A 25086-nucleotide genomic window follows, 5' to 3' on the forward strand; every position below is an offset into this window, starting at 1 on the left:
CGGGCGTACGTCGTTCCGGGACGCGGCGGCGGCCGGCCCCTCCGCCCCTCCCCGCCCTATATACACTCCGCGTATACACGCGGTGTAGAGTCACGGGATGTCCATCGGTCACACCCTCCTGGGCCTCCTAGAGGCCGGCCCGCGCCACGGCTACGACCTCAAGCGCACCTTCGACGAGAAGTTCGGCCACGACCGCCCCCTCGCGTACGGGCAGGTCTACTCGACCATGTCCCGCCTCCTGAAGAACGGCCTCGTCGAGGTCGACGGGATCGAGAGCGGCGGCGGCCCCGACCGCAAGCGGTACGCCATCACCGACGCCGGCATCACCGACGTCGAGGCCTGGCTCGCCCAGCCCGAGAAGCCCGAGCCGTACCTCCACTCGACCCTCTACACGAAGGTCGTCCTCGCCCTGCTCACCGGCCGCCGCGCCGACGAGCTGCTCGACACCCAGCGCGCCGAGCACCTGCGCCTCATGCGCATCCTGACCCAGCGCAAGCGCAAGGGGGACATCGCCGACCAACTCGTCTGCGACCACGCCCTCTTCCACCTGGAGGCGGACCTGCGGTGGCTGGAGCTCACCGCGGCCCGCCTCGACCAGCTCGCCCGGGAGGTACGCCGATGACCCCGGCCGGCTCGCTGCTCGCGGCCACCGACCTGCGCAAGGCGTACGGGACCACCCACGCCCTCGACGGCGCCGAGTTCTCCATCCACCCCGGTGAGGTCGTCGCCGTCATGGGCCCCTCCGGCTCGGGCAAGTCGACCCTGCTGCACTGCCTCGCGGGCATCGTCGCGCCCGACTCCGGCTCCATCGCCTACGCCGGCCGCGAGCTTACCTCCATGAGCGACGCCGAGCGCAGCGAGCTGCGCCGCACCGAGTTCGGCTTCGTCTTCCAGTTCGGCCAGCTCGTACCGGAGCTGACCTGCGTGGAAAACGTCGCCCTCCCGCTGCGCCTGACCGGCGTCAAGCGCAAGGAGGCCGAGCGCACCGCCCTGCACCGGATGGAGCAGCTCCAGGTGGAGGACCTCGGCGCCAAGCGGCCCGGCGAGATATCCGGCGGCCAGGGACAGCGCGTGGCCGTCGCCCGCGCCCTCGTCACCGACCCCCGGGTGATCTTCGCCGACGAACCCACCGGAGCCCTCGACTCCCTCAACGGCGAACTCGTCATGCAGCTGCTCACCGAGGCCGCCCGGTCCGCGAACGCCGCCGTCGTGCTCGTGACGCACGAGACCCGCGTGGCCGCCTACTCCGACCGCGAGATCGTCGTACGCGATGGCAAATCCCGCGACATGGAGCGGATCGTATGAGCCGGCTCCAGGTCTGGACCCGCGACCTCGGCATGGGCGCCCGCTTCGCCTTCGGCGGCGGCCGCGAAGGGTGGATCCGCACCCTGCTCACCGGCGTCGGCGTCGGTCTCGGCGTCGCACTGCTGCTGATCAGCACCGCCATCCCCGGCGCCCTCGCCGCGCGGTACGAGCGCGGCGACGCACGGTCGACGATGAACTCCGAGCGGGCCGACGCCCCCGGCCCCGACACCCTGTTGACCGCCCCCGTCAACCAGACGTACCGGCGCACGGACATCGAGGGGCACATGCTCCGGGCCGAGGGCCCCCGAGCCCCGCTGCCGCCCGGCCTGAAGCGGATCCCGGGCCCGGGCGAGATGGCCATCTCCCCCGCGCTCGACGCGTTGCTGAAGTCCCCCGACGGCGCCCTGCTGCGCGAGCGGCTCGACGCGCGGGTAGTTGAGATCATCGGCGACCCCGGCCTGGTCGGCCCCGGCGAGCTGTTCTTCTACCTGGGCAGCGACACCCTGGAGAAGAGCGGCCCCGAGGACTACCGCGTCGAGCGCGTCACCGACTTCGGCTACGACGCGGGCCGCGAGGGCCTGGACCCCGTGCTCATGCTGATGGTCGTCCTGACCTTCGTCGCCCTGCTGATGCCCGTCGCCGTCTTCATCGCCACCGCCGTCCGCTTCGGCGGGGACCGGCGCGACCGGCGGCTCGCCGCACTGCGGCTGGTCGGCGCCGACAGCCGGATGGTGCGCCGGATCGCGGCCGGCGAGGCGCTGGCCGGCTCCCTGGTCGGCCTGGTGCTGGGCGTCGGCTTCTTCGCCGTCGGCCGCTCCCTGGTCGGCAGCGTCGACCTCCAGCAGCGCAGCGTCTTCCCCGCCGACCTCGACCCGGCGCCGTGGCTCGCCGCCCTGGTCGCCGTCGCGGTGCCCACGGCGGCGGTGGCCGTGACCCTGTTCGCGCTGCGCAGCGTGGTCATCGAGCCGCTGGGCGTCGTCCGGACGGCGCGGCCCTCCCGGCGCCGCGTCTGGTGGCGGCTGCTGCTCCCGCTGGTCGGGCTCGGCCTGCTCGTGCCCCTGCGCGGCCGCGGCAACGGCCACGGCAGGTTCAACCAGTGGCAGGTCAGCGCAGGTGTGGTGCTGCTGCTGGTCGGGATCACCGTACTGCTGCCCTGGCTGCTGGAACGGTTCGTCGCGAAGGCGTCCGGCGGCCCGGTCTCCTGGCAGCTGGCCGTGCGCCGGCTCCAGGTCAACAGCGGCGCCGCCGCCCGCCTCGTCAACGGCATCGCCGTGGCCGTCGCGGGCGCCATCGCCCTCCAGATGCTCTTCGCGGGCGTCGAGGGCGACTACACCAAGCCGACCGGCCAGGACCCCGGCAGGGCCGCCGTCGCCGTCATGGTGAACCGCGAGACGCAAACGCGCATGGACGAGCTCGCGCAGCGGATCTCCGCCGTGCCGGGCGTCACCCGCGCCGTTCCACTGACCAACGTGTCGGCCGCCCGCCAGGTGCCCGCGACGCAGGAGACGGTCACGGTGACCATCGGCACCTGTGACGCGCTCAGCGAGGTCGCGTCGCTGGACTCCTGCAAGGACGGCGACGCCTTCGTACTGACCGGCTCCGCGGCACCGGCCCCGCAGGCCTGGCAGCGCTCCGACGGGGGCGCGGCGAAGCCCGGTGACGAGCTGTTCGTCGGCAACGTCAGGGGGTACGGGTCCGATTCCGAATCCGGGCTGCCCGCCCAACCCGCTCCGGCGAAGTGGAAGGTCCCGGCGGACGCCCGTACGGTCCCCAGCCGGGAGGACCCCGCCGGTCACCTGCGCAGCGGCCTGCTGGTGACCCCGGCGGCCGCGCCGAAGGAGATCGGCGCCTTCCCGGACGCGTGGATCTTCGTCCAGGTCGACGAGTCCGGTCCGGACGCCCTGGACCGGGCGCGCAACGCCGTGTTCAAGGCGGACCCGTCCGTCACCGCGATGACGCTGCGGCACACCGCGCAGGCCGCCGGCTACTCCTCGATCCGCACGGGGCTGTTCTTCGGCGCCACCGCCGTACTGGTCCTGATCGGCGGGAGCCTGCTCGTCTCCCAGCTGGAGCAGTTGCGCGAGCGCCGGCGGCTGCTCTCCTCCCTGGTCGCCTTCGGCACCAAGCGCTCCACGCTGAGCCTGTCGGTGCTGTGGCAGACGGCCGTACCGATCGTGCTCGGCCTGGTGCTGGCGGCCGGGGTCGGCGTGGGGCTGGGCGCCGTCCTGATGGGCATGGCCGCCCAGCCCGTCCGGATCGACTGGGCGTCGGTGCTCGGGATGACGGCGGCCGGCGCGGGAGTGGTGGTCGTCGTGACCCTGCTGAGCCTGCCGCCGCTGCTGCGGCTGATGCGCCCGGACGGCCTGCGCACGGAGTGATCCCGGCGCCCTCCTGAACCCCGTCCGCCCGTTCCCGGGACGGCCCCCGACCATCCCCCCTAGGTCCTGTCGTCAAAGTCCCTCCCCCAGCTACCGCTGGGAGGTGCCCCCGGGCCCGCGGCGTCCGGCACCGCACCTCGCCGCGTTGTCGGGGCACCCAAGTACGTCCAGTACTCGGGCGCCCCTCCGCCTTGCGATGCACGGCACCGGACGCCGCGGGCCTGACCGGCGCTACTTTGACGACAGGACCTAGTCGGTGGGCCAGACCGGGAGCGGGCGCACGGCTTCGCGCAGCGCGGCGGCGATCGCCCTGAACTCCTCCTGCCGGGCGGTCCCGGTGCGCATGGCCAAGGCGATCCGCCGGGAGGGGGCGGGCTCGGCGAAGTACCCGGTGGACAGGTACTCGTTGCGGGCGGTCTCCAGCCGCAGCGCGGTGCGCGGCAACAGCGTCACCCCCAGTCCCCCGGCGACCAGTTGTACGAGGGTGGACAGGCCGGCGGCGGTCGTCGTGACGTCCGCCCCGGTCGTGCGGCCCGCTTCCCGGCAGATGTCGAGGGCCTGGTCCCGCAGGCAGTGCCCCTCGTCGAGCAGCAACAGCTGCAGTCCGCGCAGTTCCTCCAGCGGGATGTCCCGGCGCCCGGCCAGCGCGTGCTCCCGGGGTGCGAGCAGGACGAAGTCCTCGTCGAAGACCGGTAGTTCGGTCACGCCCGGGACCCCGAGCGGCACCGCCAGCAGGAGCAGGTCCAGGCGCCCGCCGCCGAGGCCCTCCAGCAGCGAGGCGGTCTGCTCCTCGTGCACCTGGAGGTCCATCCGCGGGTAGCGCCGGTGGAACAGCCCGAGCACGGTCGGCAGCAGGTACGGCGCCACCGTGGGGATCACCCCGAGCCGCAGCACCCCGGTGAAGGGAGCCCGTACCGCCTCGGCCTCTTCCAGCAGCCCGCCCATGGCGTCCAGGACCACCTGGACCCGCGCCGCGATCCGCTCGCCCGCCGGGGAGAGCAGCACCTTGCGGGTGGTGCGCTCCAGCAGCTGCACCCCGAGGGCCTCCTCGAGGGCGGAGACGGCTCCGGAGAGCGCGGGCTGGCTCATGCCGATGGCCGCGGCGGCGTCCCGGAAGTGCAGGTGCTCGGCGACCGCGGCGAAGGCGCGCAGCTGTGCGAGCGTCGGTTGCTTCGCTCCCCTACTACTGACAGCCACTGATAGGTACCTCCGATCACCCGGCACAAGAGTAGCTATTTCTGTAATCAATGCAGGTGTGTCAGCATGTGAGATACGTCCAACCCCATCGGAAAACCCCCAAAAGGGTCTATTTTCCACTGCATTAGGAGAGCGCGTGCTCACTGTTGGTGACAAGTTCCCCGCCTTCGACCTGACCGCCTGTGTCTCGCTCGAGGCCGGAGCCGAGTTCACGCAGATCGACCACAAGACCTACGAGGGCAAGTGGAAGGTCGTCTTCGCGTGGCCGCTGGACTTCACCTTCGTGTGCCCGACCGAGATCGCCGCCTTCGGCAAGCTGAACGATGAGTTCGCCGACCGCGACGCGCAGGTCCTCGGCTTCTCGCTCGACTCCGAGTACGTGCACCACGCCTGGCGCAAGGACCACGCCGACCTGCGTGACCTGCCCTTCCCGATGATGTCCGACATCAAGCGCGAGCTGTCGGCCGAGCTGGGCATCCTGGGCGAGGACGGCCTCCCGATGCGCGCCGTGTTCATCGTGGACCCGAACAACGAGATCCAGTTCTCGATGGTGACCGCCGGTTCCGTGGGCCGTAACCCCAAGGAGGTCCTGCGGGTCCTCGACGCCCTGCAGACCGACGAGCTGTGCCCGTGCAACTGGAACAAGGGTGACAGCACCATCGACGCCGGCGCGCTGCTGGCCGGTGAGTGACGGATGTCCCTCGACTCCCTGAAGTCGGCCATACCGGACTTCGCCAAGGACCTGAAGCTGAACCTCGGTTCGGTCATCGGCAACAGCGACCTCCCGCAGCAGCAGCTGTGGGGCACCGTCCTGTCCTGCGCGATCGCCGCCCGCTCGGCCATCGTCCTGCGTGAGCTGGAGCCCGAGGCGAAGGCGAACCTCTCGCCGGAGGCGTACACCGCCGCCAAGTCCGCCGCCGCGGTCATGGGGATGAACAACGTCTTCTACCGCACCCGGCACCTGCTCTCCGACCCGGAGTACGGCACGCTGCGCGCGGGCCTGCGGATGAACGTCATCGGCAACCCGGGCGTGGAGAAGATCGACTTCGAGCTGTGGTCGCTCGCGGTCTCCGCGATCAACGGCTGCGGCCAGTGCCTGGACTCGCACGAGCAGGTCCTGCGCAAGGCGGGCGTCGACCGCGAGACGATCCAGGAGGCCTTCAAGATCGCCTCCGTGATCCAGGCCGTCGCCGTCACCCTCGACGCCGAGGCCGCCCTCGCCGGCGAGTAACGGCACCCCGTACGAAGACGCAGGGCCCCGCGACCGGAAACGGTCGCGGGGCCTGCGTCGTCAGCCCTTGCGCAGAGCGGCCATCAGCGCCCGGGCGTCCTCGACGGCCGCGGCCACCAGGTCCTCCCTGCTGGGGTCCGGCAGCGGATCCACCCGGGGGTCGGACTCGCCCGACCCGCCGTAGATAGCCACGACGATCGTGAACACCGCGCCGCCGTCACGGACCTGCAGATGGAGGCTGTCACCGTTCTCGGGAGGGGTGACCAGGGCCTCCTCCCCTAGACCTGGCACCGACTCCCACGCGCCGTCGTGGACGAACAGCCGGCTGAGAGGGGTGTCGAGCGCGAACTCGGCCGCCGGATCGGCCTTCTTGTGCAGTTCGATCCCGGCCGTCGTGTAGAAGCTCCCGCTGGAGGCGGGCCTGTCGCTGTTGCGGGTGCACGACGCCCAGTCCAGCGCCGGATGCCGGATGCCCGCCCCCGGTTCGGCGTTCGATAGGTCGCCCAGCAATCCTTCCAGGGCCGTGGCCTTGAACTGGCCGCACAGGTCGTCCGTGACCCGGTAGCGGATCTCCGGCTCGGCCGTCCGGTCCCCGAAGGCGTACAGTCCGCCCGCCCACAGCGCGGAGGTGGCCACCACCGCCGCCGCCACCCACTGCCAGGGCCGGCGCGGCGCCCGTGCCCCGGGCACCACGGCGTCCTGCACGACCTCGGCCGGCCCGGCCGGCTCCCACTCCCCGTCTAACTCCGGCTCCGTGATCATTCCCGCCCCCTACTTCTTCAGCGCCGCCAGCAGCTCGCGCACGTCCTCGATCATCGCCGCCTGGACCGCGTCGACGTCGGTGGCCGGTCGACCGTTCGTCTCCGCGAAGGTGTTCGCGCCCGCTTCGAGGGTGAACACCGCTCCGCCGTCCAGGACTTTGAGGACCAGCCAGGTGTCGCCGGACATCACGTTCATCACGGCGCGCTCCCCGAGGTCCGGCACCGCTGCCGTGCGCACGCCGCCGGCGTAGGCGATGGTGCGCAGGTCCGGCGCGTCGAACTCGGCCGAGGGATCGGTCTTCTTGTGCAGGGCGACCTGGGCGATCACGTTGAAGTCCGGGTCCACCTCGTCCTTCCAGGCGTTCTCCAGGCCGCACCGCGCCGTGTACACGGCCGGGTGGTCGCTCTCGAGGTTCACCGGCTTCTTCTTCTGCATGTCACCGGTGATCCCGCTCAGCGCCCGGGCCTTGAAGTCCTGGCACAGGTTCTTCGGTTCCCGGTAGGAGATCTCCGGCTCGGCCGTCCGGTCCCCGAAGGCGTACAGCCCGCCGACCCACACCGCGGACGCGACCACGGCGCCGCCGAGCGCCCACAGCCACGACCGCGGGCCCGGACCGCCCGTCGCCCGCTCGCGCGCCGGGGCTCGCTCCGCCGACCGGGCCGGCTCCAGGGCCTCGGTCTTCCATTCCTCGTCGAGCTCCGGATCGGTGATCACGCCTGTTCCCCCGTGTCGCTGTTGCCTCCGCGACGCCATCGGCACGCGAATGAACTCGATCATCGCAGCCCCGATCGCCGGAACATCTGGTTCCGGGGGACGGTCAGGGTGTGACGTGCCCCTCGCCCTCGGGAGCCACGCTCAGGGCCGTCGAACCGTGCGGGGCCGGGCCGATCATTCCGGATCCGAGGTGGTGCTGCTCGCGCGAGTACGCCTTCAGGTAGCCCACCACCGTGTTGGTGACGGCCACCAGCGGCACCGCGACGACCGCTCCGCCGATGCCCGCGATCATGCCGCCGGCGGCGACCGAGAGCACCACCGCGAGCGGGTGTACCCGGACGGCCCGGCCGAGGATGAAGGGCTGGAGCACGTGGCCCTCGATCTGCTGCACCGCCAGTACCACCAGCAGCACCATCAGGGCGGTGAACACGCCCTGGGTCACCAGCGCCACGACCACCGCGAGGGCGCCCGACACCACGGCGCCGACCAGGGGGATGAAGGCGAACAGGAAGATGAAGACGGCCAGCGGCACCGCCATCGGCACGTCCAGGAAGTAGATGCCGAGGCCGATGAAGATGGCGTCGATGAGGGCGACGATCACCGTGCCGCGCACGTAGGCGGTGAGGGTGCGCCAGGCGCGCGGACCAGCGCCGGCGACACCGGCCCGGGCGGCGGAGGGGACCAGACCCAGCGCCCAGTTCCAGATGCGCTTGCCGTCGTAGAGCAGGAAGAGCGTGGAGAACATCGCGAGCAGGATGCCCGTGAGGACCTCGACGAGCACCGTCACGCCCTGCAGGCCGGCGGAGGTGATCTGCTCGGTATTGGTGCCGATGGTCTCGCTGAGGTTCTTCGCGATGTCGTTGATCTGCTTCTCGGTCACGTGGAACGGACTGTCCAGTGCCCAGAGCTTGAGCTCGTTGATGCCGTCGCGGACCCGGTCGGAGAGGTCGTCGAGGTTCTCCATGACCTGCCAGACCACGAACCAGCCGACGAGCCCGATGACCACGAAGCCGAGGATCGCCGTGACGGCCGTGGCCAGTCCGCGCGGCAGGCCCAGTCTGCGCAGCCGGACCACGAAGGGCTGGAGCATCGCGGTGACGAGCATGGCGGCGGCGAAGGCGAGGACGACCAGGCGGACTTCGCTGATCACCTTCATCAGCACCCAGAGCATCCCGGCGAGCAGCAGCAGCCGCCAACTGGCCTCGGCGGCCACGCGCATCCCCCAGGGGACGACGCTCGCCGGGTCGGGGCGCACGGGAACGGCTGGGGCGGCGACATGGGGCGCGGGAACCCGGGGCGGGACGGTGGGCGGCGCGGGAACGGTCAGCACGGCGGACGCCTCGGCGGCCGGTACCCGTCCGGGCCCGGCAGGATGCGGCAGGTCGCCGCTGGTCTCGGCTTCGACCTCGGCGCGCCGCTCGTTGAGCCGCGCCTCCATCCGGTTCAGCTTGTTCCCGAGCCGGCCGAGCCAGCCTTCCTTCATCGCCATGTCGCTTCCTTCCCCCGCCCCCGGTCTACGGGCTCACCTCGAAGACCGTACACGCGAGGAGCCCCGCACCGTAGAACGGTGCGGGGCTCCCCCGGGTTGTGCGGTGCTGCGGCGCTCGCGGTGGCGCGGGCCGCCTAGTACCAGCCGTTGGCCTGGTGGAAGCTCCAGGCGCTGCAGGGGCTGCCGTAGCGGTCTTCCATGTAGTTCAAGCCCCACTTGATCTGCGTGGCGGGGTTGGTACGCCAGTCCGCACCGGCCGAGGCCATCTTCGAACCGGGCAGCGCCTGGACCAGACCGTAGGCGCCCGAGGACGAGTTGACGGCCTTGTAGTTCCAGGTGGATTCCTGGTTGATGATGTTCGAGAAGCACTGGAACTGCCCGGCCGGGACCATCTGCTGGGCAATGGCCTTGACCTGGGCGACCGTGTAGGAGCTCTGGGGAGCGAAGTCCCCGGCGTCGCGGGCGGCGGAGCGGCTCGCGACCTGCTCCTTCTCCTCGCGTTCCTTCTTCAGCTTGGCCTCGGCCTCGGCGTCGGCCTTCTCCTTGGCCTTCTCGGCCTCGGCCTTCTTGGCCTTGGCGTCCTCGGCGGCCTGGACGCGCGCGGCCTCCTCGACGGAACGCTTGGTGTCGGCATCCGCGGCGTGGGCGATGGCATCGGCCTGCTGCGTCAGGGACGCGCTCTGGACCTCTGCCTGGTCGCCGACCGGGATGTCGGCAAGGAGAGTCGCGCCGGACGCGGTCGTCTCGAGATCGTTCGTGGGGTCGCCGGTGGCAACGCCTACGACTGCGCCGACGGTGGTGACCGCGGTGGCCGAAGCCACGGCGAACCCCCGGACCGAGATCCGGCTCACACGGTGTCCTTCCAGCAGCGTCCGCAGTGACCGCGCGGGCGCAAAAGTGCCCTCGACACTGGCCTCCGTGGTTCTACGGTCACTGGAGGCGCGGGCCCGTGGGCAACCCCCTTGCGGGGACTGCCGCGTGTAGCTCCGGGCGGCATACGGCGAACGGCTGTGGAGTTGTGGTGCTGCGCGTACCTCACGGGAGATACAGGTATGCCGTATGCGGGGCCTGACGGAAACCAGACTCTGCCGGAACGCCACACCGCAAGGCAATTCTCCACTGCGTGTGAAAGATCACACCTGGCATGTCGCCGCCGATTCGAGAAAAGTCCTGTGCAACACGACGCCGCCCGGCTAGGCTTTCGGGCCTTTGCCGGACGGCGCCAACTCACCTTCCCGCTATGGGGGTTTTGACCGGTACGACCCTCAGAGGTTCTCCAGCATCTCGGTCACCAGCGCGGCGATCGGGGAGCGCTCCGAGCGCGTCAGCGTGATGTGGGCGAAGAGCGGGTGGCCCTTCAACTTCTCGACCACGGCGACCACTCCGTCGTACCGACCGACCCGCAGGTTGTCCCGCTGGGCGACATCGTGGGTCAGAACGACCCGCGAATTGGCCCCGATCCGGGACAGAACGGTCAGCAGGACATTGCGCTCCAGCGACTGCGCCTCGTCCACGATCACGAAGGCGTCGTGCAGCGAACGACCGCGGATGTGCGTGAGCGGCAGGACCTCCAGCATCCCGCGGTTCAGCACCTCCTCGATGACCTCGCGCCCGGCGACCGCCGAGAGGGTGTCGAAGACCGCCTGCGCCCAGGGGCTCATCTTCTCGGAGGCGTCCCCGGGCAGGTAGCCGAGGTCCTGGCCGCCCACCGCGTACAGCGGCCGGAAGACCATCACCTTCTGGTGCTGCCTGCGCTCCAGGACCGCTTCCAGTCCCGCGCACAGCGCCAGCGCCGACTTTCCGGTGCCGGCCCGGCCGCCCATCGAGATGATCCCGATCTCGGGGTCGAGGAGGAGGTCCAGCGCGATCCGCTGCTCGGCGCTGCGGCCGTGCAGTCCGAAGGCCTCGCGGTCGCCGCGTACGAGCCTGACGTTGCCGTCCGCCGTGACCCGGCCGAGGGCCTTGCCGCGCTCGGACTGCAGGACCAGTCCGGTGTGCACGGGCAGTTCCGCGGCCTCCGGCACGTAGAGACGGTCCTCCGAGTAGAGGAGGTCCACCTGCTCCCCGGAGAGCGCGAGGTCGCTCATGCCCGTCCAGCCGGCATCGGTGATCGCGAGCTCCGCGCGGTACTCCTCGGCGATCAGCCCCACGGAGGAGGCCTTGATGCGCAGTGGGAGATCCTTCGAGACCACCGTGACGTCGTAGCCCTCGGCCTGGAGGTTGCGGGCGACCGCGAGGATCCGCGAGTCGTTGTCCCCCAACCTGAAGCCGGCGGGCAGGACGCTCGTGTCGGAGTGGTTGAGCTCGACGCGCAGGGTGCCGCCCAGATCGCCCAGCGGGATGGGGGCGTCCAGGCGACCGTTGCGAACCCGGAAGTCGTCGAGCAGGCGCAGGGCCTGGCGCGCGAAGTAACCGAGTTCGGGATGGTGCCTCTTTGCCTCCAGCTCGGTGATCACCACGATCGGGAGCACGACCTCGTGCTCGTCGAAGCGGGAGATCGCATTGGGGTCTGCCAGCAGGACGCTGGTGTCGAGGACGTAGGTCCGCCTGTCGGGCAGGCGGCTCTTTGTGCTGGTCACCACGGAAGGACGTACCCCCTCGGAAGAGGTCGGGCCATGAAGACCGGACCGGTCATCGGCACCCATGCCAGGGCCGATTTCCGGCCCTCCACTCCGTCCGTGCGAGCCGCACGTGCGTCCTGGTGCAAAGGGCCTCCCGGGCGGACGACCCCATGCCGTCCGCTGAGACTCGACACCCGTGGATCGGGCGTCGACCTGAAAGGGATATTCCCCGAACAAGCCAGGCCATGCCATGGCATATGACGGACGCTCGGTGAATCCCTGGTGAAGGCTTCGAGGGGAGGGGGCGTCGGGACCCGGGGGGCGAAAAACCCCCTACGGTGACTCAGGTCCCGTAGCGCCGGTGACGGGCCGCGTAGTCGCGCAGGGCCCGCAGGAAGTCGACCTTGCGGAAGGCCGGCCAGAAGACTTCGCAGAAGTAGTACTCGCTGTGCGCGCTCTGCCAGAGCATGAATCCGGACAGCCGCTGTTCGCCGCTGGTGCGGATGACGAGGTCCGGGTCCGGCTGGCCGCGCGTGTAGAGGTGCTCGGCGATGTGGTCGATGTCGAGGATCTCGGCGAGCTCCTCGAAAGAGGTGCCCTTGCGCGCGTGCTCCAGCAGCAGCGAGCGCACCGCGTCGGCGATCTCCTGGCGGCCGCCGTAGCCGACGGCGACGTTGACCAGTATTCCGTCGACGTCGTGGGTGGCCTGCTCGGCCTCCTTGAGCACGTTCTGCGTCCGGGCGGGCAGGATGTCGAGGTTGCCGACGTGATGGACGCGCCAGCGGCCGTCCGCGGCGAGGCCCCGCACGGTGTTCTCGATGATGTTGAGCAGCGGGCGGAGCTCGACCTCCGGCCGGTCCAGGTTGTCCGTGGAGAGCATCCACAGGGTGACGACCTCGACGTCCGTCTCGGTGCACCAGCCCAGCATCTCGGAGATCTTGTCGGCGCCGGCCTGGTGGCCCTGCTCCGTCGTCCCTCCGGACGCCTTCGCCCAACGGCGGTTCCCGTCCAGGATGACGCCGATGTGCTTGGGCGCCGCGTCATGGTCGAGGCGGCCTTCCACCCGGCGTGCGTAAAGCCTGTACACCAGGTCGCGCAACTTCACGATCTTCCAGCCCCTCCGTGCCTTGCCCCCGTGCGAAATGCGGTCCCTCCCCCGAGTCCGCCACATTACTGCGCGGTGGGATCGGGTACCCAACTCGGTCTGTCACAACTCCGTGATAGGGAGGACAACGTGACTGATACCAATCCCTATCGGGCAGAGCCCTCGCGCTACGACTCCATGGAGTACCGGCGCACCGGCCACAGCGGCCTCAAGCTCCCCGCCATCTCCCTCGGCCTCTGGCACAACTTCGGCGACGACAGGTCCCTGGAGTCCCAGCGGGCGATCCTCCGCCGGGCCTTCGACCTCGGCATCACCCACTTCGACCTGGCGAACAACTACGGCCCGCCGCCCGGCTCGGCCGAGCTGAATTTCGGCAAGATCTTTTCGCAGGACTTCGCGTCCTACCGGGACGAGCTGATCCTGTCGACCAAGGCCGGCTACCTGATGCACCCCGGGCCGTACGGCGAGTGGGGCAGTCGCAAGTACCTGCTCAGCTCGCTCGACGCCTCGCTCAAGCGGATGGGCGTGGACTACGTCGACATCTTCTACTCGCACCGCTTCGACCCGGAGACCCCGCTGGAGGAGACCATGGGCGCCCTCGCGTCCGCGGTCCAGCAGGGCAAGGCCCTGTACGTGGGCGTCTCCTCCTACACGGCGGAGCAGACGACCGAGGCCGTACGGATCCTGCGCGAAATGGGCGTGCGCCCGCTCATCCACCAGCCCTCCTACTCCATGATCAACCGCTGGACGGAGGAGGACGGGCTGCTGGACACCCTGGAGGACGCCGGCATGGGCTGCATCTCCTTCGCGCCGCTCGCGCAGGGGATGCTGACCGGCAAGTACCTGAAGGGCATCCCGGCGGACTCGCGGGCCGCTCAGGGCAAGTCCCTGAACCCGGACCTGCTCTCGGACGAGGTGCTCCGCCGACTGACCGGTCTGAACGAGATCGCGGCCCGCCGCGGGCAGTCCCTCGCCCAGCTGGCCCTCAAGTGGGTGCTCCGCGACGACCGGATGACCTCGGCCCTGATCGGCGCGTCGAGCGTGCCGCAGCTGGAGGAGAACGTGGCCGCGCTGGCGTCCGCGCCGCTCGGGGAGGACGAGTTGAAGGAGATCGACTCCCTCGCCGTCTCCACCCCCGGCACCAACATCTGGGCCCAACGCGGCTGACCTGCGCTTTTGTCGCGCAGCGCGGCCGGGGAGCCGGAAAACAAAAAACGGGCCGGTCCGTGGGGGGGATACGGACCGGCCCGAGGGGGGGGTTCCACCATAACCCTTCGTAAAGCATGCTGCGTGCATTGGCGCACGATGATTACGCTCCGAAACCACCCAGCAGCACTCCGGTGAGTGCTCCGGCCGCCATGAAGGGGCCGAACGCGTAGCCCTGATTCCGCTCGTCGGGGCCGCGCAGCAACAGGACCAGCCCGTACAGGGCCCCGTAGAGCAGGCCGAGGAAGGCCCCGGCGGACCATACCCCCCACCCGTACCACCCAAGAGCGACCCCCAGTGAGAGCGCCAGCTTGACGTCGCCGAAGCCCATTCCGGCGGGGTTGATCAGATGGAGCAGCAGGTACGCCGCTCCGAGCGCGCCGCCGCCCAGCAGGGAGAGCCGCCAGTCGCCTCCGGCGCGGGGCAGGAGGGCGGCCGCGCCGAGCCCGGCGGCGACCGCGGCGGCGAGCGGCAGGGTCAGTACGTCCGGCAGCCGGTGCACGGCGCGGTCCACGAGCGAGAGCAGCACGACCACCGGGGCGAGCCCCACGTAGGCCACCAGCTCGGGCCGCGCCCCGACGGTAGCCCCGAGCAGGGCGCAGAGCGCCCCGACGAGGGCCGCGAGGGGGGCGGCGCGCCTCCCGTAGACGTGCGGCGCGGCGGACTCGGGGGGCCGGCCGCCGGGATCCTGCACGACGACCTCCGCAAGAACCCCGCAGCGGGCCGGTCCGAGCCAGCCGCGCAGCCGGTGCCCCTGCGGGCAGCGGTAGCGCCAGGGCTCCCCCGGCTCGACGGAGAACCGGTACGCGGCACGCGGCAGCAGCCATCCCGCGGCGGCGCCGTATCCGGCGGCGAGAACGATCAGGGCGACACCCATGCGGCGACGGTAGCGCCGACGGGTGCGGCGGCGCGGGGCGGGGCCGGGAGCGGTCCGCGCAGCGGCACACCGTTCCGGCCTAGGCTGGCCGCCATGGCGAACTGGCGTGACGGCAACGGCACCCTGCTGGTGGGCGCGGACCCCACGGAGATCCCGCTGGAGGTCGCCGCCTCGTACGGGGCGCGGACCCGCGGGCTGCTCGGGCGGGACGGGATCGACGGCGCGATGCTGCTGACCCCCGCGGCGAGCGTGCACACCTTCCGGATGCGGTTCGCGATCGACGTGGCGTACCTCGACCGCGACCTCGGCGTGCTCGCCGTGGTCACCATGGCGCCGGGCCGGCTCGGGCTGCCGCGGCTGCGCTCCCGGCACGTCCTGGAGTCGGCGGCCGGGGCCATGGCGCGGTGGGGCCTGCAGGCCGGAACCCTCATCAAGATGGACGTACCAGGGCGTCTCACTCCCCGCTAGGCGAGGCCCCTCGCTGGCAGTAGGTTGGGGCGGTTGAGCTGGGGCATCAGGGGAGCGGCATGACGGAGAACGCGCGGATCAAGGCGCTGGAGCAGATCATGCCGGCGACGCACGGCGCCGACGAGGACATCGACTGGCCGGCGGTGGAGGCCGTCTGGGGGACCCGGTTCCCGGCCGATTTCATCGCGTTCATGGGCCGCTTCGGCGCGGGCTCCATCAACGGCGAGGCCAGCATCCTGTTGCCGCTGCCCAAGCCCGGACTCCAGTGGGACCCGGCCGGGATGGTCGAGGAGACCGACAACGCCCGCCAGACCTGGGAGGCGGAGGGCGGCCGCTCCGCCTTCGACGTGGATCCCGAGTCGATCATCGCTTGGGGCGTCACCGGCGGGTCGGACATCCTGTGCTGGCTCACCACCGACCCCGACCCGGACCGGTGGCCGGTCCTGGTCTGCGGGCGGCACACCGCCGATTCCTTTGCGGTGTATCCGTACGGCATGGCCGAGTTCCTCTACCGGCTGTGCTCCGACGAGTTCGACGTGAGCCCCGTCAGCATCACCTTCTGGGACGGCGGCCACCTCAGCTTCGTGCACTGGCGCAAGGCCCAGCGGCGCTGGCAGGAGGGCCGCAACCCGGAGACGGGCGAGCCCGACCCGTACGCGGGCGAGTTCGCCGACTAGCCGGCGCGCGGACCCCGCAGAACACGCAGAGCCCACAGAGCCCGTTCCGAGACCGGAAACGGGCTTTTCGGCATGTCTACGCGCGTCCAGTATTTGGATCGCATATCGGAAAACACTATTGCGAAAAGCCCCAGTTGGAGCATTGACCACAAGTACGCCCCCAATGGAATCAACCACCCCTCCCTCAGGAGAGAATTCCGGCCAACGGGCCATCGAGGGACACCCCAGCCCGGAGCAACTCATAAGTAATAACTGGATCCAAAAGAAAATCAGGGGAATACACCCGTGCGACGAAGAATTTCCGGCACGACCGCCACCACGGCCGTGCTCGGTCTGCTGATACCGCTAGCCGGATGCGGCGGCTCCGGAGACGGTGCAGGTGACGGCGGTACGCTGCATCTGGTCGCCGCCGAATACGGCGACAGCCCGGCCACTAGTTCCAAGCCCTACTGGGAGAAGATGGCGGCCGATTTCACCGAGGCCAACCCCGGAATCGAGCTCGACGTCAAGCTCCTGCCGTGGGTCGACATCGACCGCGAAGTCTCCCGCATGGTCAAGGCCGGCAAGGCGCCGGACGTGGCGCTGATGGGGTCTTACTCGGACTTCGCGGCCCAGGGGAAGCTGTATCCCGCGGAAGAACTCCTCTCGGTCACCGCCGAGGCGAATTTTCTCCAGCCGCTCGCCGACGCGGGCTCCGTCGGCAACAGCCTCTACGGCCTGCCCTTCGTGGCGAGCAGCCGTCTCCTCTTCTACAACGAGGCGCTGTTCGCCAAGGCCGGCATCAAGGAGCCCCCCAAAACCTGGTCCGACCTCAAGTCCGACGCCAAAGCGCTCAAGGACAAGGGCGTGAAGTACCCCTACGCCCTGCCGCTCGGCCCGGAGGAGGCGCACGCCGAGGCGCTGATCTGGGAACTCAGCAACGGCGGCGGCTACGCCGACAGCAGCGGCAACTACAGCCTGGACTCCGACCAGAACATCGCGACCTGGGACTGGGTCAAGAGGGAGATGGTCGGTCCCGGCCTCACCGGCCCGACCCCGCCGTCGCAGCTGAACCGCGCCGAAGCCTTCGCCGCCTTCCTGCGCGGCGAGGTCGGCATGGTCAACGGCTATCCCTCGCTGGCCCACGAGGCGCGCGCCAAGGGCATCGGCATCTCGACCACCTCCATGCCCGTATCGGACAACCTCGGCACCGGTGTGCCGCCGCCCACCGTCGGTGTCGCCGACTGGATGATGGCCTTCAAGCAGAACGGCAAGCGCGCGGAGATCGGCAAGTTCCTGGAGTTCATCTACCAGGACAAGAACCTCTCGGACTTCGCCGACCGCTACCACCTGCTGCCGTCCACCGTCACGGCCTCGCGCACCCCGGCCGGGGGCGGCCTGGACAAGAACGACACGCAGTTCCTCAACGCGCTGCGCGGCGCCCAGCTCTACCCGGTCAACGACCCGTCCTGGCTGACGGTCAGCGACACCATCAAGCGCAACATCGGGCGCGCCGTGGAACCGACCGGCAGCCCGAAGGCCGTGCTGGAGGACATCGCCGGTCAGGCCGCCCAAGCCTCCAAGAAACACTGAGAAGTTCCTCGACACGGGACCTTCGACCCATGCCGCAGACCACCCCGTGCGGCACCATGGCCCCTACGGCACTTGATCCAAGGCCTCGGCCCAGTCGCCCGACGAGCACCCACAAGGTGCACGGGGCGGCCGGCCCCCACCCGAACCCTCAGCGCTGCTGACCGTGGTTCGAGGCGAACGCCGTCCGGTACTGCTCGCAGCTCGAGTTCCAGCGCAGCGTCCCGACCAGCGTTCCGTAGCCCGAGCGCGTGACCGACCACTCCACCGTGTACTCCCCGGTGTCGCACGCGATCCGCTTGCCGCCCGCGACCTTCTCCCGCCCGGTCGCCGGCTTCCCGGTCAGTTCCTCGTGCACCTCCGCGACCTTGGCCCGGTCGGCGGAGCGCAGTACGGCGTGCACGACGATCGGGTGCTCGCCCTCCTTCACCGTCAGCGCCTTCTTCACCACCGTCGAGTCCGACACCGACCAGGCGAACTCGTAACCGGGCAGCCACGCCAGGGTCTCGGGGTCGGCGACCTGACGCTTGTAGTCCGGCGCGGCCGAGGGGCCGGGGCGGGTGACCGTCCGGTACTGGATCCCGGGGTGGAAGCGGAACTGCGCCTCCACCTTGTGCATCTCGTCCTTGGTCCACATCGACTTCATGGTCTTCTCGCCGCCTGCCGGGTCCTGGAGGTAGGCCGTGCCCTCCGCAGCGGTGGCGGCCTGGCCCAGCAGGGGCGCGAGGGCCGCGGAGGCGGTGGCGAGGGCGAGAGCGGCGATGCGGGTGCGCTTCATGCCCGGCCCAACGGGCCCCTGCGGCGGGCCGGAACGACGCCGGGCGCGCTTTCACCCGTACGGGAGCGCCCGGTGCGCCCTCGTACGGGCCGGAGTGCACCGGGGAACCGGGGAACCGGGCGGGAGTCCGCCCGGGCCCGCCCGGGGCCGCCCGGGGCCGCTCGGGTGCCGCCCGGGGTCCGCTCAGGCCTGGCCGGTCTCGAAGCGGCTGATCCGGCCGCCACCGGGGGCAATCACGAAGCGCCAGGTGGTGCGCATCTCGCCCCAGGTGTCGTTGCGGTAGTTGACGAGCAGGGTGCGGCCGCCGTCGGACTCGGACTGGACGTCCATGTGGCCGCCGGAGTCGAAGATCTCCCGGTCGATCCAGTCGTGCAGGTCCCGGTCGGAGCCGTCGTCGGACATGGTCGCGTCGGCGGTCAGGATTGCGAGGAAGGCGTTCCTGTCGTGCGCGTTGACGGCGGCGACGAGGGCGCCGACCACCGGGTCGGACAGTCTGGCGGGGGCGATGGCCACAGGAGCCTCCTGATCGGGCGTACGTTCGTCCGTGCCCGACCAGGGAACAACGCGGGCGGGTCCGCGTCGTCGACCGTCACCCGTTCGCCTGGCGGACGGCGTGTCAGGAGGAGCCGGCGTGTCAGGAGGCGTCGGGCGCGTCTGCGGCGTCGATGTCCGGGTTGTCCGGGGCGGTGCGGACGGGGAAGCCGGTGGGCCGGCCCTGCTCCTTGAGCCAGGTCAGCACCTGGCCGAGGGCGTCGACGGTCTGGGCGCGGTTGCCACCGCCGTCGTGGAAGAGCACGGTGGGGCCGTTGCCGATCTCGCGCTTGACGGCGTTCACGATGGCGGCGGTACCGGGCTTGTCGAAGTCCTTGGTGTCGACGTTCCAACCGAGCGGCCGCATGCCGTGCGCGGCGGCGATGCGTCGGCTGTCGGGGGTGAACGCGCCGCCGGGGGCCCGGTAGTACTCGACCTTCGCGCCGCCGCCCGCGGCTTCCTCGATCAGCTTCTTCGCCTCCAGGATCTGCTGCTCCTGGTAGGCGACGGGCTTCTTGTCCATGGCCGTGTCGTGGTTCATGGTGTGGTCGCAGAGCCGGTGGCCGTCGGCGACCACCTTCTTCACCAGGTCGGGATGGGCCTTGGCCTGCGGTCCGACCATGCAGAAGGTCGCCTTGACGTCGTGCCGCCGCAGTACGTCCAGCACCTTCGGGGTCCAGCGGGGGTCGGGTCCGTCGTCGATGGTGACGTTGACGGCGTTGCCGCCGCCCTCGGAGGCGTGGGCTATGCCCTCGGGTATCCCCTGCGGTTGCTGGCCGGGCCGGCCGTCGTCGCCGCCGCGACCGGAGTGGTCGGTGGCACCCGGGCGGGCCACGTTCTGCTGGGAGGCGGCGGTGCCGTCCGGTCCGAACAGGGCCGCCGCGCCCCACACGGCCGCCGCCACGGCGGTGGCCGAGGCCACGCCGGCGACACCGGCCCGGACACCCTTGTTGTTCGCGCGCGCCAAGAAGCTCATGAACAGTCCCCTCCCCATCCGCTGTGTGAGCGTTCTGTGGATCAGGACGTTCGTCACCGTCGGGGAGTTCCAGTCAAATAGCCCATAAATTCGGCATTATGGGACTGTTGGGATCGATGGGACTTTAGTCCTGCATGGAGTTGCAACCTGCCCGCACGAACACGCCCGAAACGGACAGGTCTTCGACGGCATCCGTTCCGTACCCCAAATCGGCTCACCCGCACGGGGGTTCACTGTCGGAGCGCTCGACCAGAATGGGGTCCATGGACTCGCCGGACCCCTCGCACGACCGATCCGACTGGCCGGTGGACAAGCTGACCGCGCTCCGCCTGGGTCGGAGACTGGTGACGGAGGTCCCGGCGTCCCACCCGGGCCGCCGCGCGTTCGTGGACGTGACCCCCGCCCGGAGCCGGGCTGACGACCTGGCACGGGACGAGGGCTGGGTGCGCGGCGACCCGGGCCGCCGCTTCCACCTGACGCACTGGGAGTACGACGGCGAACGCCTCGACGGCTTCGACCACGACATCGACGCCGTCCTCGTCGCGTCCGCCGGGGCCGCGGACGAGGACGGCCTGCTCGCCGCGCTCACCGCGTGGGGCCTGCACCCCGACGCCTTCGCGTACCCCTGGGAGACGGACGACCCCAGGTAGCCGTGCCGCGCCCGGACACGCCGGAAGGCGGCACCCCCGGTCGTCCCGGTGGTGCCGCCTTCCCGGCGGCGCGTCCTCGGTGTCAGTGCGCGAGCGACTCCTGGGTGGCCGGGGCCGCCTTCTCCGCCTTCTCCGCCTTCTCGCCGTCCGCATCGCCGGCCGGGGTGGCCGGGCCCGCACCGCGGAGGGGGACCTCCTTGACGAACCAGGCCGCTGCGAAGCCCAGTACGGCGATGGCCGCGCCGAGCAGGAACGCGGAGTGCGTGCCGGCCGCGACCGCGTGCTGGTAGGCGTCACGTACCGCTTCGGGCAGCTTCGCCAGGCTCGCGGCGTCCAGCTGGGCGGAGCCCGAGGCTTGGGCGGCCTCCGGGCCCAGGCGCTCGGTCATGGTGTCCGTGACCCGGGCGCTGAAGAGGGAGCCCATCAGCGCCACGCCGAAGGAGCCGCCGAGCGTACGGAAGAGGGTCGCCGAGGAGGAGGCGACGCCCATGTCCTTCATCTCGACGCTGTTCTGCGCGACCAGCATGGCGATCTGCATCAGGAAGCCGAGACCGGCACCGAGGACGGCCATGTAGAGGCCCGACACGAGGCGGGTGGTGCCGGTGTCCATGGTCGCGAGCAGGAACATCCCGACGACCATGAGCCCGCCGCCGGCGATCGGGAAGACCTTGTACTTGCCGCTGCTGGTGGTGACGCGGCCCGAGATCAGCGAGACGACCATCATCGAGAGCAGCATGGGCAGGAGCAGCAGGCCCGAGTTGGTGGCGGAGGCACCCTGCACCGACTGCTGGAACAGCGGGAGGTAGAGCACGCCGCCGAACATCGCGAAGCCGACGATGAACCCGATCACCGACATCAGGGTGAAGTTGCGGCTGCGGAAGATGTGCAGCGGCATGACCGGCTCGGCGGCCTTGGTCTCCGCGTAGAGGAACGCGGCGGTCGACAGGACGCCGACCGCGATGAGGCCGAGGATCTCGACGGAGCCCCACGCGTACTCGTTGCCGCCCCAGGTCGTCACGAGGACGGTGGAGGTGATGGCGATGGTCAGCAGCGCGGCGCCGAGGTAGTCGATCTTGCCCTGTGCCCGCTTCTTGGGCAGGTGCAGCACGGCGGTGACCATGGCCAGCGCGACCGCGCCGAGCGGCAGGTTGATGTAGAAGGACCAGCGCCAACCCCAGTGGTCGGTGATGGTGCCGCCGACCAGCGGGCCGCCGATCATGGCGAGGGCCATCACGCCGGCCATCATGCCCTGGTACTTGCCGCGCTCACGGGGCGGGATCAGGTCGCCGATGATCGCCATGACGCCGACCATCAGACCGCCGGCGCCGAGGCCCTGGATCGCGCGGAAGCCGATCAGCTGACCCATGCTCTGGGCCATGCCGCTGAGCGCGGAGCCGATCAGGAAGATGACGATCGAGGTGAGGAAGGAGCCCTTCCGCCCGTACATGTCGCCGAGCTTGCCCCAGATGGGGGTGGAGGCCGCGGTGGCCAGCGTGTAGGCGGTGACCACCCAGGAGAGGTGCTCCAGGCCGTGGAGCTCGCCGACGATCGTCGGCATCGCGGTGCCGATGATCATGTTGTCGAGCATGGCCAGCAGCATCGCGATCATGAGCGCCATGAGGACGACCCGCACGCTGCGCGGCTTCACCTCCTCCGAGGTCCCCGCAGGCTTGACTTTGTCCACCATGTCCACTCCCCTGGCCCTACCGCTCGCACTACGTCCCGCACCGGAACTTACTTGCCGCCCGGCTAGTTCATTACAATGGGGACGGTAGACCCGCAACTAGCCGGGCGTCAAGTAAGTAATTGGGGAGAGCCATGTCCAGCAGCAGTCCGCAGCGGCGCCGTGGCGACACGCGCCAGCGCATCCAGGACGTCGCACTGGAGCTCTTCGCTGAGCAGGGGTACGAGAAGACGTCGCTGCGCGAGATCGCGGAGCGGCTGGAGGTCACGAAGGCGGCGCTGTACTACCACTTCAAGACCAAGGAAGACATCATCATCAGCATCTTCGAGGACCTGACCCGGCCCATCGACGAGCTGATCACGTGGGCGGAGGGCCAGCCGCGCACCCTGGAGACCAAGCGCGAGGTGCTGCGCCGCTACAGCGAGGCGATGGCGTCCGGCGCCGTGCTGTACCGCTTCATGCAGGAGAACCAGGCGACGATGCGCGAGCTCGCCATCGGCGAGACGGTGAAGAAGCGACTCTTCACCCTGGTGGAGCTGCTCCGCACGCAGGACGGCCCGCTGACGGACCAGGTCCGCTGCGTCAGCGCGCTGTTCACGCTGCACGCCGGGATGATGTTCCTCCAGCACGTCGAGGGCGACCGGGAGGAGACCCGCCTGGCGGCCCTGGAGGTCGCCACGGACCTCATCACCCAGGCCCACCACGAGCACTCCTGACCGACCTTGCCGCCCGCTGCGCGACGGGCGGCGGCGGGCGGCGGCGGGCGGCGGCGGGCGACTTCCGGGCCTGCGGGCTTACGGGCGTGCGGCTTGCGGGCGTGCAGCGGACTCAGCCGAGCCGGCGGTCCTCGGGGGCGATCGGGACGTCGTTGATGCTCGCCTCGCGGCGGCGCATCAGACCGTCGTCCGCGAACTCCCACTGCTCGTTGCCGTGGCTGCGGAACCACTGGCCGCCGGCGTCGTGCCACTCGTACTCGAAGCGCACGGAGATGCGGTTGCCGGTGAAGGCCCACAACTCCTTGCGGAGCCGGTAGTCGAGCTCGCGCTCCCACTTGTCGGCGAGGAACGCGCGGATCTCGGCGCGGCCGGTGAGGAAGCGGTCCCGGTTGCGCCATACCGAGTCCTCCGTGTACGCGAGGGCGACCCGCTCGGGATCGCGGCTGTTCCAGGCGTCTTCGGCAGCCTGGACCTTGGCGCGCGCGGACTCTTCGGTGAAGGGCGGCAGGGGCGGACGTGTCACGGCGGAACCTCCGGAAGGGAAGGGTGAGAACGCTCGTTCTCCTCGCCGCCCACCGTACGAGAACGACCGTTCTCACCGCAAGGGGAAACGGGCTACCCTGCCCTCATGGACGATGAAGAGGCACGCACCCGACTGCTGGACGCGGCGGAGGAGCTGTTCTACCGGCACGGCATCCAGGCCGTCGGCATGGACCGCATCCGCACCGCCTCCGGGGTACCCCTCAAGCGCCTCTACCGCCTCTTCCCCGCGAAGGAATCCCTGGTCACGGCCTACCTGGAACGCCGCGACCGGCGCTGGCTGGACTCCCTGCGCACCGCGGCCCTCGCCCCGGCGCAGCCACGAGCGCGCGTGCTCGCGGTCTTCGACTGGCTGGCGGACTGGTTCACCGAGCCCGACTTCCGGGGCTGCGCGTTCCTCAACGCGTACGGGGAGTTGGGGGCGGCGGCCCCGGAGGTCGTCCGCACCCACAAGGTCGAACTCCACGCCCTGCTGACCGACCTGACCGCCGACCCCGCGCTCGCCGACCGGCTGCTGATCCTGACCGAGGGAGCGACGGCGGTGGCCGCCCTCACCCCCGGCCCGGAGCCGGCGCGCCGAGCCCGGGAGATCGCGGAGCTCCTCCTGGGGGAGTGACGCAGGTCACGCCACACCGGTCCGTTGGACTGTCACATCCGGGCCGCGTGTTCCGTCAGAGCTGTGTAACGACCGACACGGCAAGGGGATCACGATGGAAGCGCGTCTCAACTTCTACGGCAACGCGGTCGCGACCAAGTTCGCCCGGTACATCAACTCCGCGGGCAAGGTCATCTCGGACTCGACCCTGCCGCACGCCACGCAGGAGCTCGTGAAGCTCCGGGCCAGCCAGATCAACGGCTGCGGGTTCTGCACCGACATGCACTTCAAGGACGCTTCGCACGCCGGGGAGGACCCGGTGCGGCTGAACCTGGTCGCGGCCTGGCGCGAGGCGAAGGTGTTCACCGACGCCGAGCGGGCCGCCCTGGAACTGACCGAGCAGGGCACCCGCATCGCCGACGCGGCAGGCGGCGTCACGGACGAGGCGTGGGCCGACGCCGCCAAGTACTACGACGAGGACCAGCTGGCCGCACTGGTCACCCTCATCGCACTGATCAACGCGTACAACCGGATGAACGTGATCGTCCAGCAGCCGGCGGGCGACTACCAGCCGGGCCAGTTCGGCTGATCCCGCACGCTGTCCGGCCCCCACAGGGGAGGGGCCGGACAGCGGGCACCGCTGCGTGCCCTTCTCCGCGCCCGTCCTGGGTACGGGTACTCAGGACAAGACCCCGAACGTTCCCGACCATGGTGGAAGTGGAAGTCCACACACCCCTGGGGGAACGATGACCGCTCGCACGCTCGCCCGCCTGACCCTCGCGAACCCCGCTTCGGTGATCTACCTGGGACTCGTCGGCATCGCGGTGGCCTACGCGACGGGCGTCACGCTGTTCGCCCCGGACCCCGGCTTCGTATGGGTACTGCCCGCGATGCTCGCGTTCCCGCTCTTCATGCTCGTGACGCTGATCCACGGCACGGCCCTCGGGGACGGCCTGCCCGCAACGTGGCTCCTCCTCGCCGAGCTGATCCTCTGCGTACTCGCCCAGTCGCTCGCCCTCGGCACGATGGTGGAAGCCTCCCGCGGCCGCCTCCGCCGCCGCTAGCCCGCTAGCCCGC

General features: G+C 70.4%; 27 protein-coding genes. 14 read left to right on the top strand and 13 right to left on the bottom strand.

The window, feature by feature from the left end:
* Positions 1–97 precede the first annotated feature (97 nt).
* The 3 genes from OG207_RS16585 to OG207_RS16595 are packed head-to-tail and all read left to right on the top strand — an operon-like array spanning position 98 to position 3683.
* A complete protein-coding gene (locus OG207_RS16585) occupies positions 98–622 on the top strand; it encodes a PadR family transcriptional regulator (RefSeq protein WP_030010968.1) in 525 nt (174 codons plus the stop codon).
* On the top strand, positions 619–1305 hold the full coding sequence (locus OG207_RS16590) for an ABC transporter ATP-binding protein (protein WP_329099306.1): 687 nt from the start codon (positions 619–621) through the stop codon (positions 1303–1305). The genes OG207_RS16585 and OG207_RS16590 overlap by 4 nt, the downstream gene beginning before the upstream one ends.
* The gene (locus OG207_RS16595) at positions 1302–3683 is read left to right on the top strand and encodes an ABC transporter permease (protein WP_329099307.1); all 2382 of its coding nucleotides are present in this window, start codon (positions 1302–1304) and stop codon (positions 3681–3683) included. The genes OG207_RS16590 and OG207_RS16595 overlap by 4 nt, the downstream gene beginning before the upstream one ends.
* 249 nt (positions 3684–3932) lie before the next feature.
* Here the strand turns inward: OG207_RS16595 and OG207_RS16600 are convergent, their stop codons facing one another.
* Positions 3933–4880, bottom strand: coding sequence for a hydrogen peroxide-inducible genes activator (locus OG207_RS16600; protein WP_030010672.1), 948 nt, complete (start codon positions 4878–4880; stop codon positions 3933–3935).
* Between the two features lie 136 nt (positions 4881–5016).
* Between OG207_RS16600 and OG207_RS16605 the strand changes: the two genes are divergently transcribed.
* Positions 5017–5571 (top strand): peroxiredoxin, encoded by a 555-nt coding sequence (locus tag OG207_RS16605; RefSeq protein ID WP_329099309.1) that lies wholly within the window; start codon positions 5017–5019, stop codon positions 5569–5571.
* A gap of 3 nt (positions 5572–5574) precedes the next feature.
* The gene (locus OG207_RS16610; RefSeq protein ID WP_329099310.1) at positions 5575–6111 is read left to right on the top strand and encodes an alkyl hydroperoxide reductase; all 537 of its coding nucleotides are present in this window, start codon (positions 5575–5577) and stop codon (positions 6109–6111) included.
* Positions 6112–6171: 60 nt separating this feature from the next.
* Here OG207_RS16610 and OG207_RS16615 read toward each other — a convergent pair whose 3' ends face one another.
* The 6 genes from OG207_RS16615 to OG207_RS16640 form a co-directional block, all read right to left on the bottom strand.
* Positions 6172–6873 (bottom strand): hypothetical protein, encoded by a 702-nt coding sequence (locus OG207_RS16615; RefSeq protein ID WP_329099311.1) that lies wholly within the window; start codon positions 6871–6873, stop codon positions 6172–6174.
* A gap of 9 nt (positions 6874–6882) precedes the next feature.
* Positions 6883–7587 (bottom strand): hypothetical protein, encoded by a 705-nt coding sequence (locus tag OG207_RS16620; RefSeq protein ID WP_329099313.1) that lies wholly within the window; start codon positions 7585–7587, stop codon positions 6883–6885.
* 103 nt (positions 7588–7690) lie between these two features.
* Positions 7691–9076 (bottom strand): AI-2E family transporter, encoded by a 1386-nt coding sequence (locus OG207_RS16625; RefSeq protein WP_329099314.1) that lies wholly within the window; start codon positions 9074–9076, stop codon positions 7691–7693.
* A gap of 134 nt (positions 9077–9210) precedes the next feature.
* Positions 9211–9927 (bottom strand): transglycosylase SLT domain-containing protein, encoded by a 717-nt coding sequence (locus tag OG207_RS16630; protein WP_329099315.1) that lies wholly within the window; start codon positions 9925–9927, stop codon positions 9211–9213.
* A gap of 414 nt (positions 9928–10341) precedes the next feature.
* Positions 10342–11658 carry a PhoH family protein gene (locus tag OG207_RS16635; RefSeq protein WP_030011185.1) on the bottom strand — a complete coding sequence of 439 codons (1317 nt, stop codon included), beginning with the start codon at positions 11656–11658 and terminating at the stop codon, positions 10342–10344.
* 322 nt (positions 11659–11980) lie between these two features.
* Entirely contained in the window at positions 11981–12742 is a 762-nt protein-coding gene (locus tag OG207_RS16640; protein WP_030011184.1) for an isoprenyl transferase, read from the bottom strand.
* Between the two features lie 129 nt (positions 12743–12871).
* On the opposite strand from OG207_RS16640, the gene mgrA reads away from it, so the two are divergent.
* Positions 12872–13909 carry an L-glyceraldehyde 3-phosphate reductase gene (gene mgrA / locus OG207_RS16645; RefSeq protein ID WP_329099316.1) on the top strand — a complete coding sequence of 346 codons (1038 nt, stop codon included), beginning with the start codon at positions 12872–12874 and terminating at the stop codon, positions 13907–13909.
* 142 nt (positions 13910–14051) lie between these two features.
* On the opposite strand, the gene OG207_RS16650 is transcribed toward mgrA, so the two are convergent.
* On the bottom strand, positions 14052–14825 hold the full coding sequence (locus tag OG207_RS16650) for an A24 family peptidase (RefSeq protein WP_329099317.1): 774 nt from the start codon (positions 14823–14825) through the stop codon (positions 14052–14054).
* Between the two features lie 93 nt (positions 14826–14918).
* Between OG207_RS16650 and OG207_RS16655 the strand changes: the two genes are divergently transcribed.
* From OG207_RS16655 to OG207_RS16665, 3 genes are all read left to right on the top strand, one after another.
* Complete coding sequence (locus tag OG207_RS16655) at positions 14919–15293, top strand: DUF192 domain-containing protein (RefSeq protein WP_329099318.1); 375 nt, start codon at positions 14919–14921, stop codon at positions 15291–15293.
* A 59-nt stretch (positions 15294–15352) separates the two neighbouring features.
* Complete coding sequence (locus OG207_RS16660) at positions 15353–15970, top strand: SMI1/KNR4 family protein (protein ID WP_329099319.1); 618 nt, start codon at positions 15353–15355, stop codon at positions 15968–15970.
* Between the two features lie 285 nt (positions 15971–16255).
* Positions 16256–17542 (top strand): extracellular solute-binding protein, encoded by a 1287-nt coding sequence (locus OG207_RS16665; protein ID WP_329099320.1) that lies wholly within the window; start codon positions 16256–16258, stop codon positions 17540–17542.
* Positions 17543–17690: 148 nt separating this feature from the next.
* Here the strand turns inward: OG207_RS16665 and OG207_RS16670 are convergent, their stop codons facing one another.
* The 3 genes from OG207_RS16670 to OG207_RS16680 form a co-directional block, all read right to left on the bottom strand.
* Positions 17691–18317, bottom strand: a complete 627-nt coding sequence (locus tag OG207_RS16670) for a hypothetical protein (RefSeq protein WP_329099321.1) — start codon at positions 18315–18317, stop codon at positions 17691–17693.
* A gap of 183 nt (positions 18318–18500) precedes the next feature.
* Positions 18501–18830 carry a nuclear transport factor 2 family protein gene (locus OG207_RS16675; RefSeq protein ID WP_329099322.1) on the bottom strand — a complete coding sequence of 110 codons (330 nt, stop codon included), beginning with the start codon at positions 18828–18830 and terminating at the stop codon, positions 18501–18503.
* A 121-nt stretch (positions 18831–18951) separates the two neighbouring features.
* Positions 18952–19815: a polysaccharide deacetylase family protein gene (locus OG207_RS16680; protein WP_443072868.1), complete on the bottom strand. Its 864-nt coding sequence runs from the start codon at positions 19813–19815 to the stop codon at positions 18952–18954.
* Positions 19816–20087: 272 nt separating this feature from the next.
* On the opposite strand from OG207_RS16680, the gene OG207_RS16685 reads away from it, so the two are divergent.
* Positions 20088–20474, top strand: coding sequence for a hypothetical protein (locus OG207_RS16685; protein WP_329099325.1), 387 nt, complete (start codon positions 20088–20090; stop codon positions 20472–20474).
* An 82-nt stretch (positions 20475–20556) separates the two neighbouring features.
* On the opposite strand, the gene OG207_RS16690 is transcribed toward OG207_RS16685, so the two are convergent.
* Positions 20557–22161, bottom strand: coding sequence for an MDR family MFS transporter (locus OG207_RS16690; RefSeq protein ID WP_329099326.1), 1605 nt, complete (start codon positions 22159–22161; stop codon positions 20557–20559).
* A 131-nt stretch (positions 22162–22292) separates the two neighbouring features.
* Between OG207_RS16690 and OG207_RS16695 the strand changes: the two genes are divergently transcribed.
* The gene (locus OG207_RS16695; RefSeq protein ID WP_329099327.1) at positions 22293–22874 is read left to right on the top strand and encodes a TetR/AcrR family transcriptional regulator; all 582 of its coding nucleotides are present in this window, start codon (positions 22293–22295) and stop codon (positions 22872–22874) included.
* Between the two features lie 112 nt (positions 22875–22986).
* Here OG207_RS16695 and OG207_RS16700 read toward each other — a convergent pair whose 3' ends face one another.
* Positions 22987–23397 carry a nuclear transport factor 2 family protein gene (locus OG207_RS16700; protein ID WP_329099328.1) on the bottom strand — a complete coding sequence of 137 codons (411 nt, stop codon included), beginning with the start codon at positions 23395–23397 and terminating at the stop codon, positions 22987–22989.
* Positions 23398–23502: 105 nt separating this feature from the next.
* Here OG207_RS16700 and OG207_RS16705 point away from each other — a divergent pair, with 105 nt between their 5' ends.
* The 3 genes from OG207_RS16705 to OG207_RS16715 all read left to right on the top strand — a co-directional run bounded on the left by OG207_RS16705 (position 23503) and on the right by OG207_RS16715 (position 25073).
* A complete protein-coding gene (locus OG207_RS16705; protein ID WP_329099329.1) occupies positions 23503–24030 on the top strand; it encodes a TetR/AcrR family transcriptional regulator in 528 nt (175 codons plus the stop codon).
* Between the two features lie 94 nt (positions 24031–24124).
* A complete protein-coding gene (locus tag OG207_RS16710; RefSeq protein WP_150258987.1) occupies positions 24125–24598 on the top strand; it encodes a carboxymuconolactone decarboxylase family protein in 474 nt (157 codons plus the stop codon).
* 157 nt (positions 24599–24755) lie between these two features.
* Positions 24756–25073, top strand: coding sequence for an SCO4225 family membrane protein (locus OG207_RS16715; protein WP_329099330.1), 318 nt, complete (start codon positions 24756–24758; stop codon positions 25071–25073).
* Positions 25074–25086: the final 13 nt, after the last annotated feature.

It is taken from the genome of Streptomyces sp. NBC_01439, assembly GCF_036227605.1.
Taxonomy (GTDB): Bacteria; Actinomycetota; Actinomycetes; order Streptomycetales; family Streptomycetaceae; genus Streptomyces.

Bases quoted from the DNA above. Each gene is read 5' to 3' on its own strand.
- OG207_RS16585 (WP_030010968.1), top strand. From the start codon at position 98: ATGTCCATCGGTCACACCCTCCTGGGCCTCCTAGAGGCCGGCCCGCGC.
- OG207_RS16590 (WP_329099306.1), top strand. From the start codon at position 619: ATGACCCCGGCCGGCTCGCTGCTCGCGGCCACCGACCTGCGCAAGGCG.
- OG207_RS16595 (WP_329099307.1), top strand. From the start codon at position 1,302: ATGAGCCGGCTCCAGGTCTGGACCCGCGACCTCGGCATGGGCGCCCGC.
- OG207_RS16610 (WP_329099310.1), top strand. From the start codon at position 5,575: ATGTCCCTCGACTCCCTGAAGTCGGCCATACCGGACTTCGCCAAGGAC.
- OG207_RS16615 (WP_329099311.1), bottom strand. From the start codon at position 6,873: ATGATCACGGAGCCGGAGTTAGACGGGGAGTGGGAGCCGGCCGGGCCG.
- OG207_RS16625 (WP_329099314.1), bottom strand. From the start codon at position 9,076: ATGGCGATGAAGGAAGGCTGGCTCGGCCGGCTCGGGAACAAGCTGAAC.
- OG207_RS16650 (WP_329099317.1), bottom strand. From the start codon at position 14,825: ATGGGTGTCGCCCTGATCGTTCTCGCCGCCGGATACGGCGCCGCCGCG.
- OG207_RS16655 (WP_329099318.1), top strand. From the start codon at position 14,919: ATGGCGAACTGGCGTGACGGCAACGGCACCCTGCTGGTGGGCGCGGAC.
- OG207_RS16660 (WP_329099319.1), top strand. From the start codon at position 15,353: ATGACGGAGAACGCGCGGATCAAGGCGCTGGAGCAGATCATGCCGGCG.
- OG207_RS16670 (WP_329099321.1), bottom strand. From the start codon at position 18,317: ATGAAGCGCACCCGCATCGCCGCTCTCGCCCTCGCCACCGCCTCCGCG.
- OG207_RS16685 (WP_329099325.1), top strand. From the start codon at position 20,088: ATGGACTCGCCGGACCCCTCGCACGACCGATCCGACTGGCCGGTGGAC.
- OG207_RS16690 (WP_329099326.1), bottom strand. From the start codon at position 22,161: ATGGTGGACAAAGTCAAGCCTGCGGGGACCTCGGAGGAGGTGAAGCCG.
- OG207_RS16695 (WP_329099327.1), top strand. From the start codon at position 22,293: ATGTCCAGCAGCAGTCCGCAGCGGCGCCGTGGCGACACGCGCCAGCGC.
- OG207_RS16705 (WP_329099329.1), top strand. From the start codon at position 23,503: ATGGACGATGAAGAGGCACGCACCCGACTGCTGGACGCGGCGGAGGAG.
- OG207_RS16710 (WP_150258987.1), top strand. From the start codon at position 24,125: ATGGAAGCGCGTCTCAACTTCTACGGCAACGCGGTCGCGACCAAGTTC.
- OG207_RS16715 (WP_329099330.1), top strand. From the start codon at position 24,756: ATGACCGCTCGCACGCTCGCCCGCCTGACCCTCGCGAACCCCGCTTCG.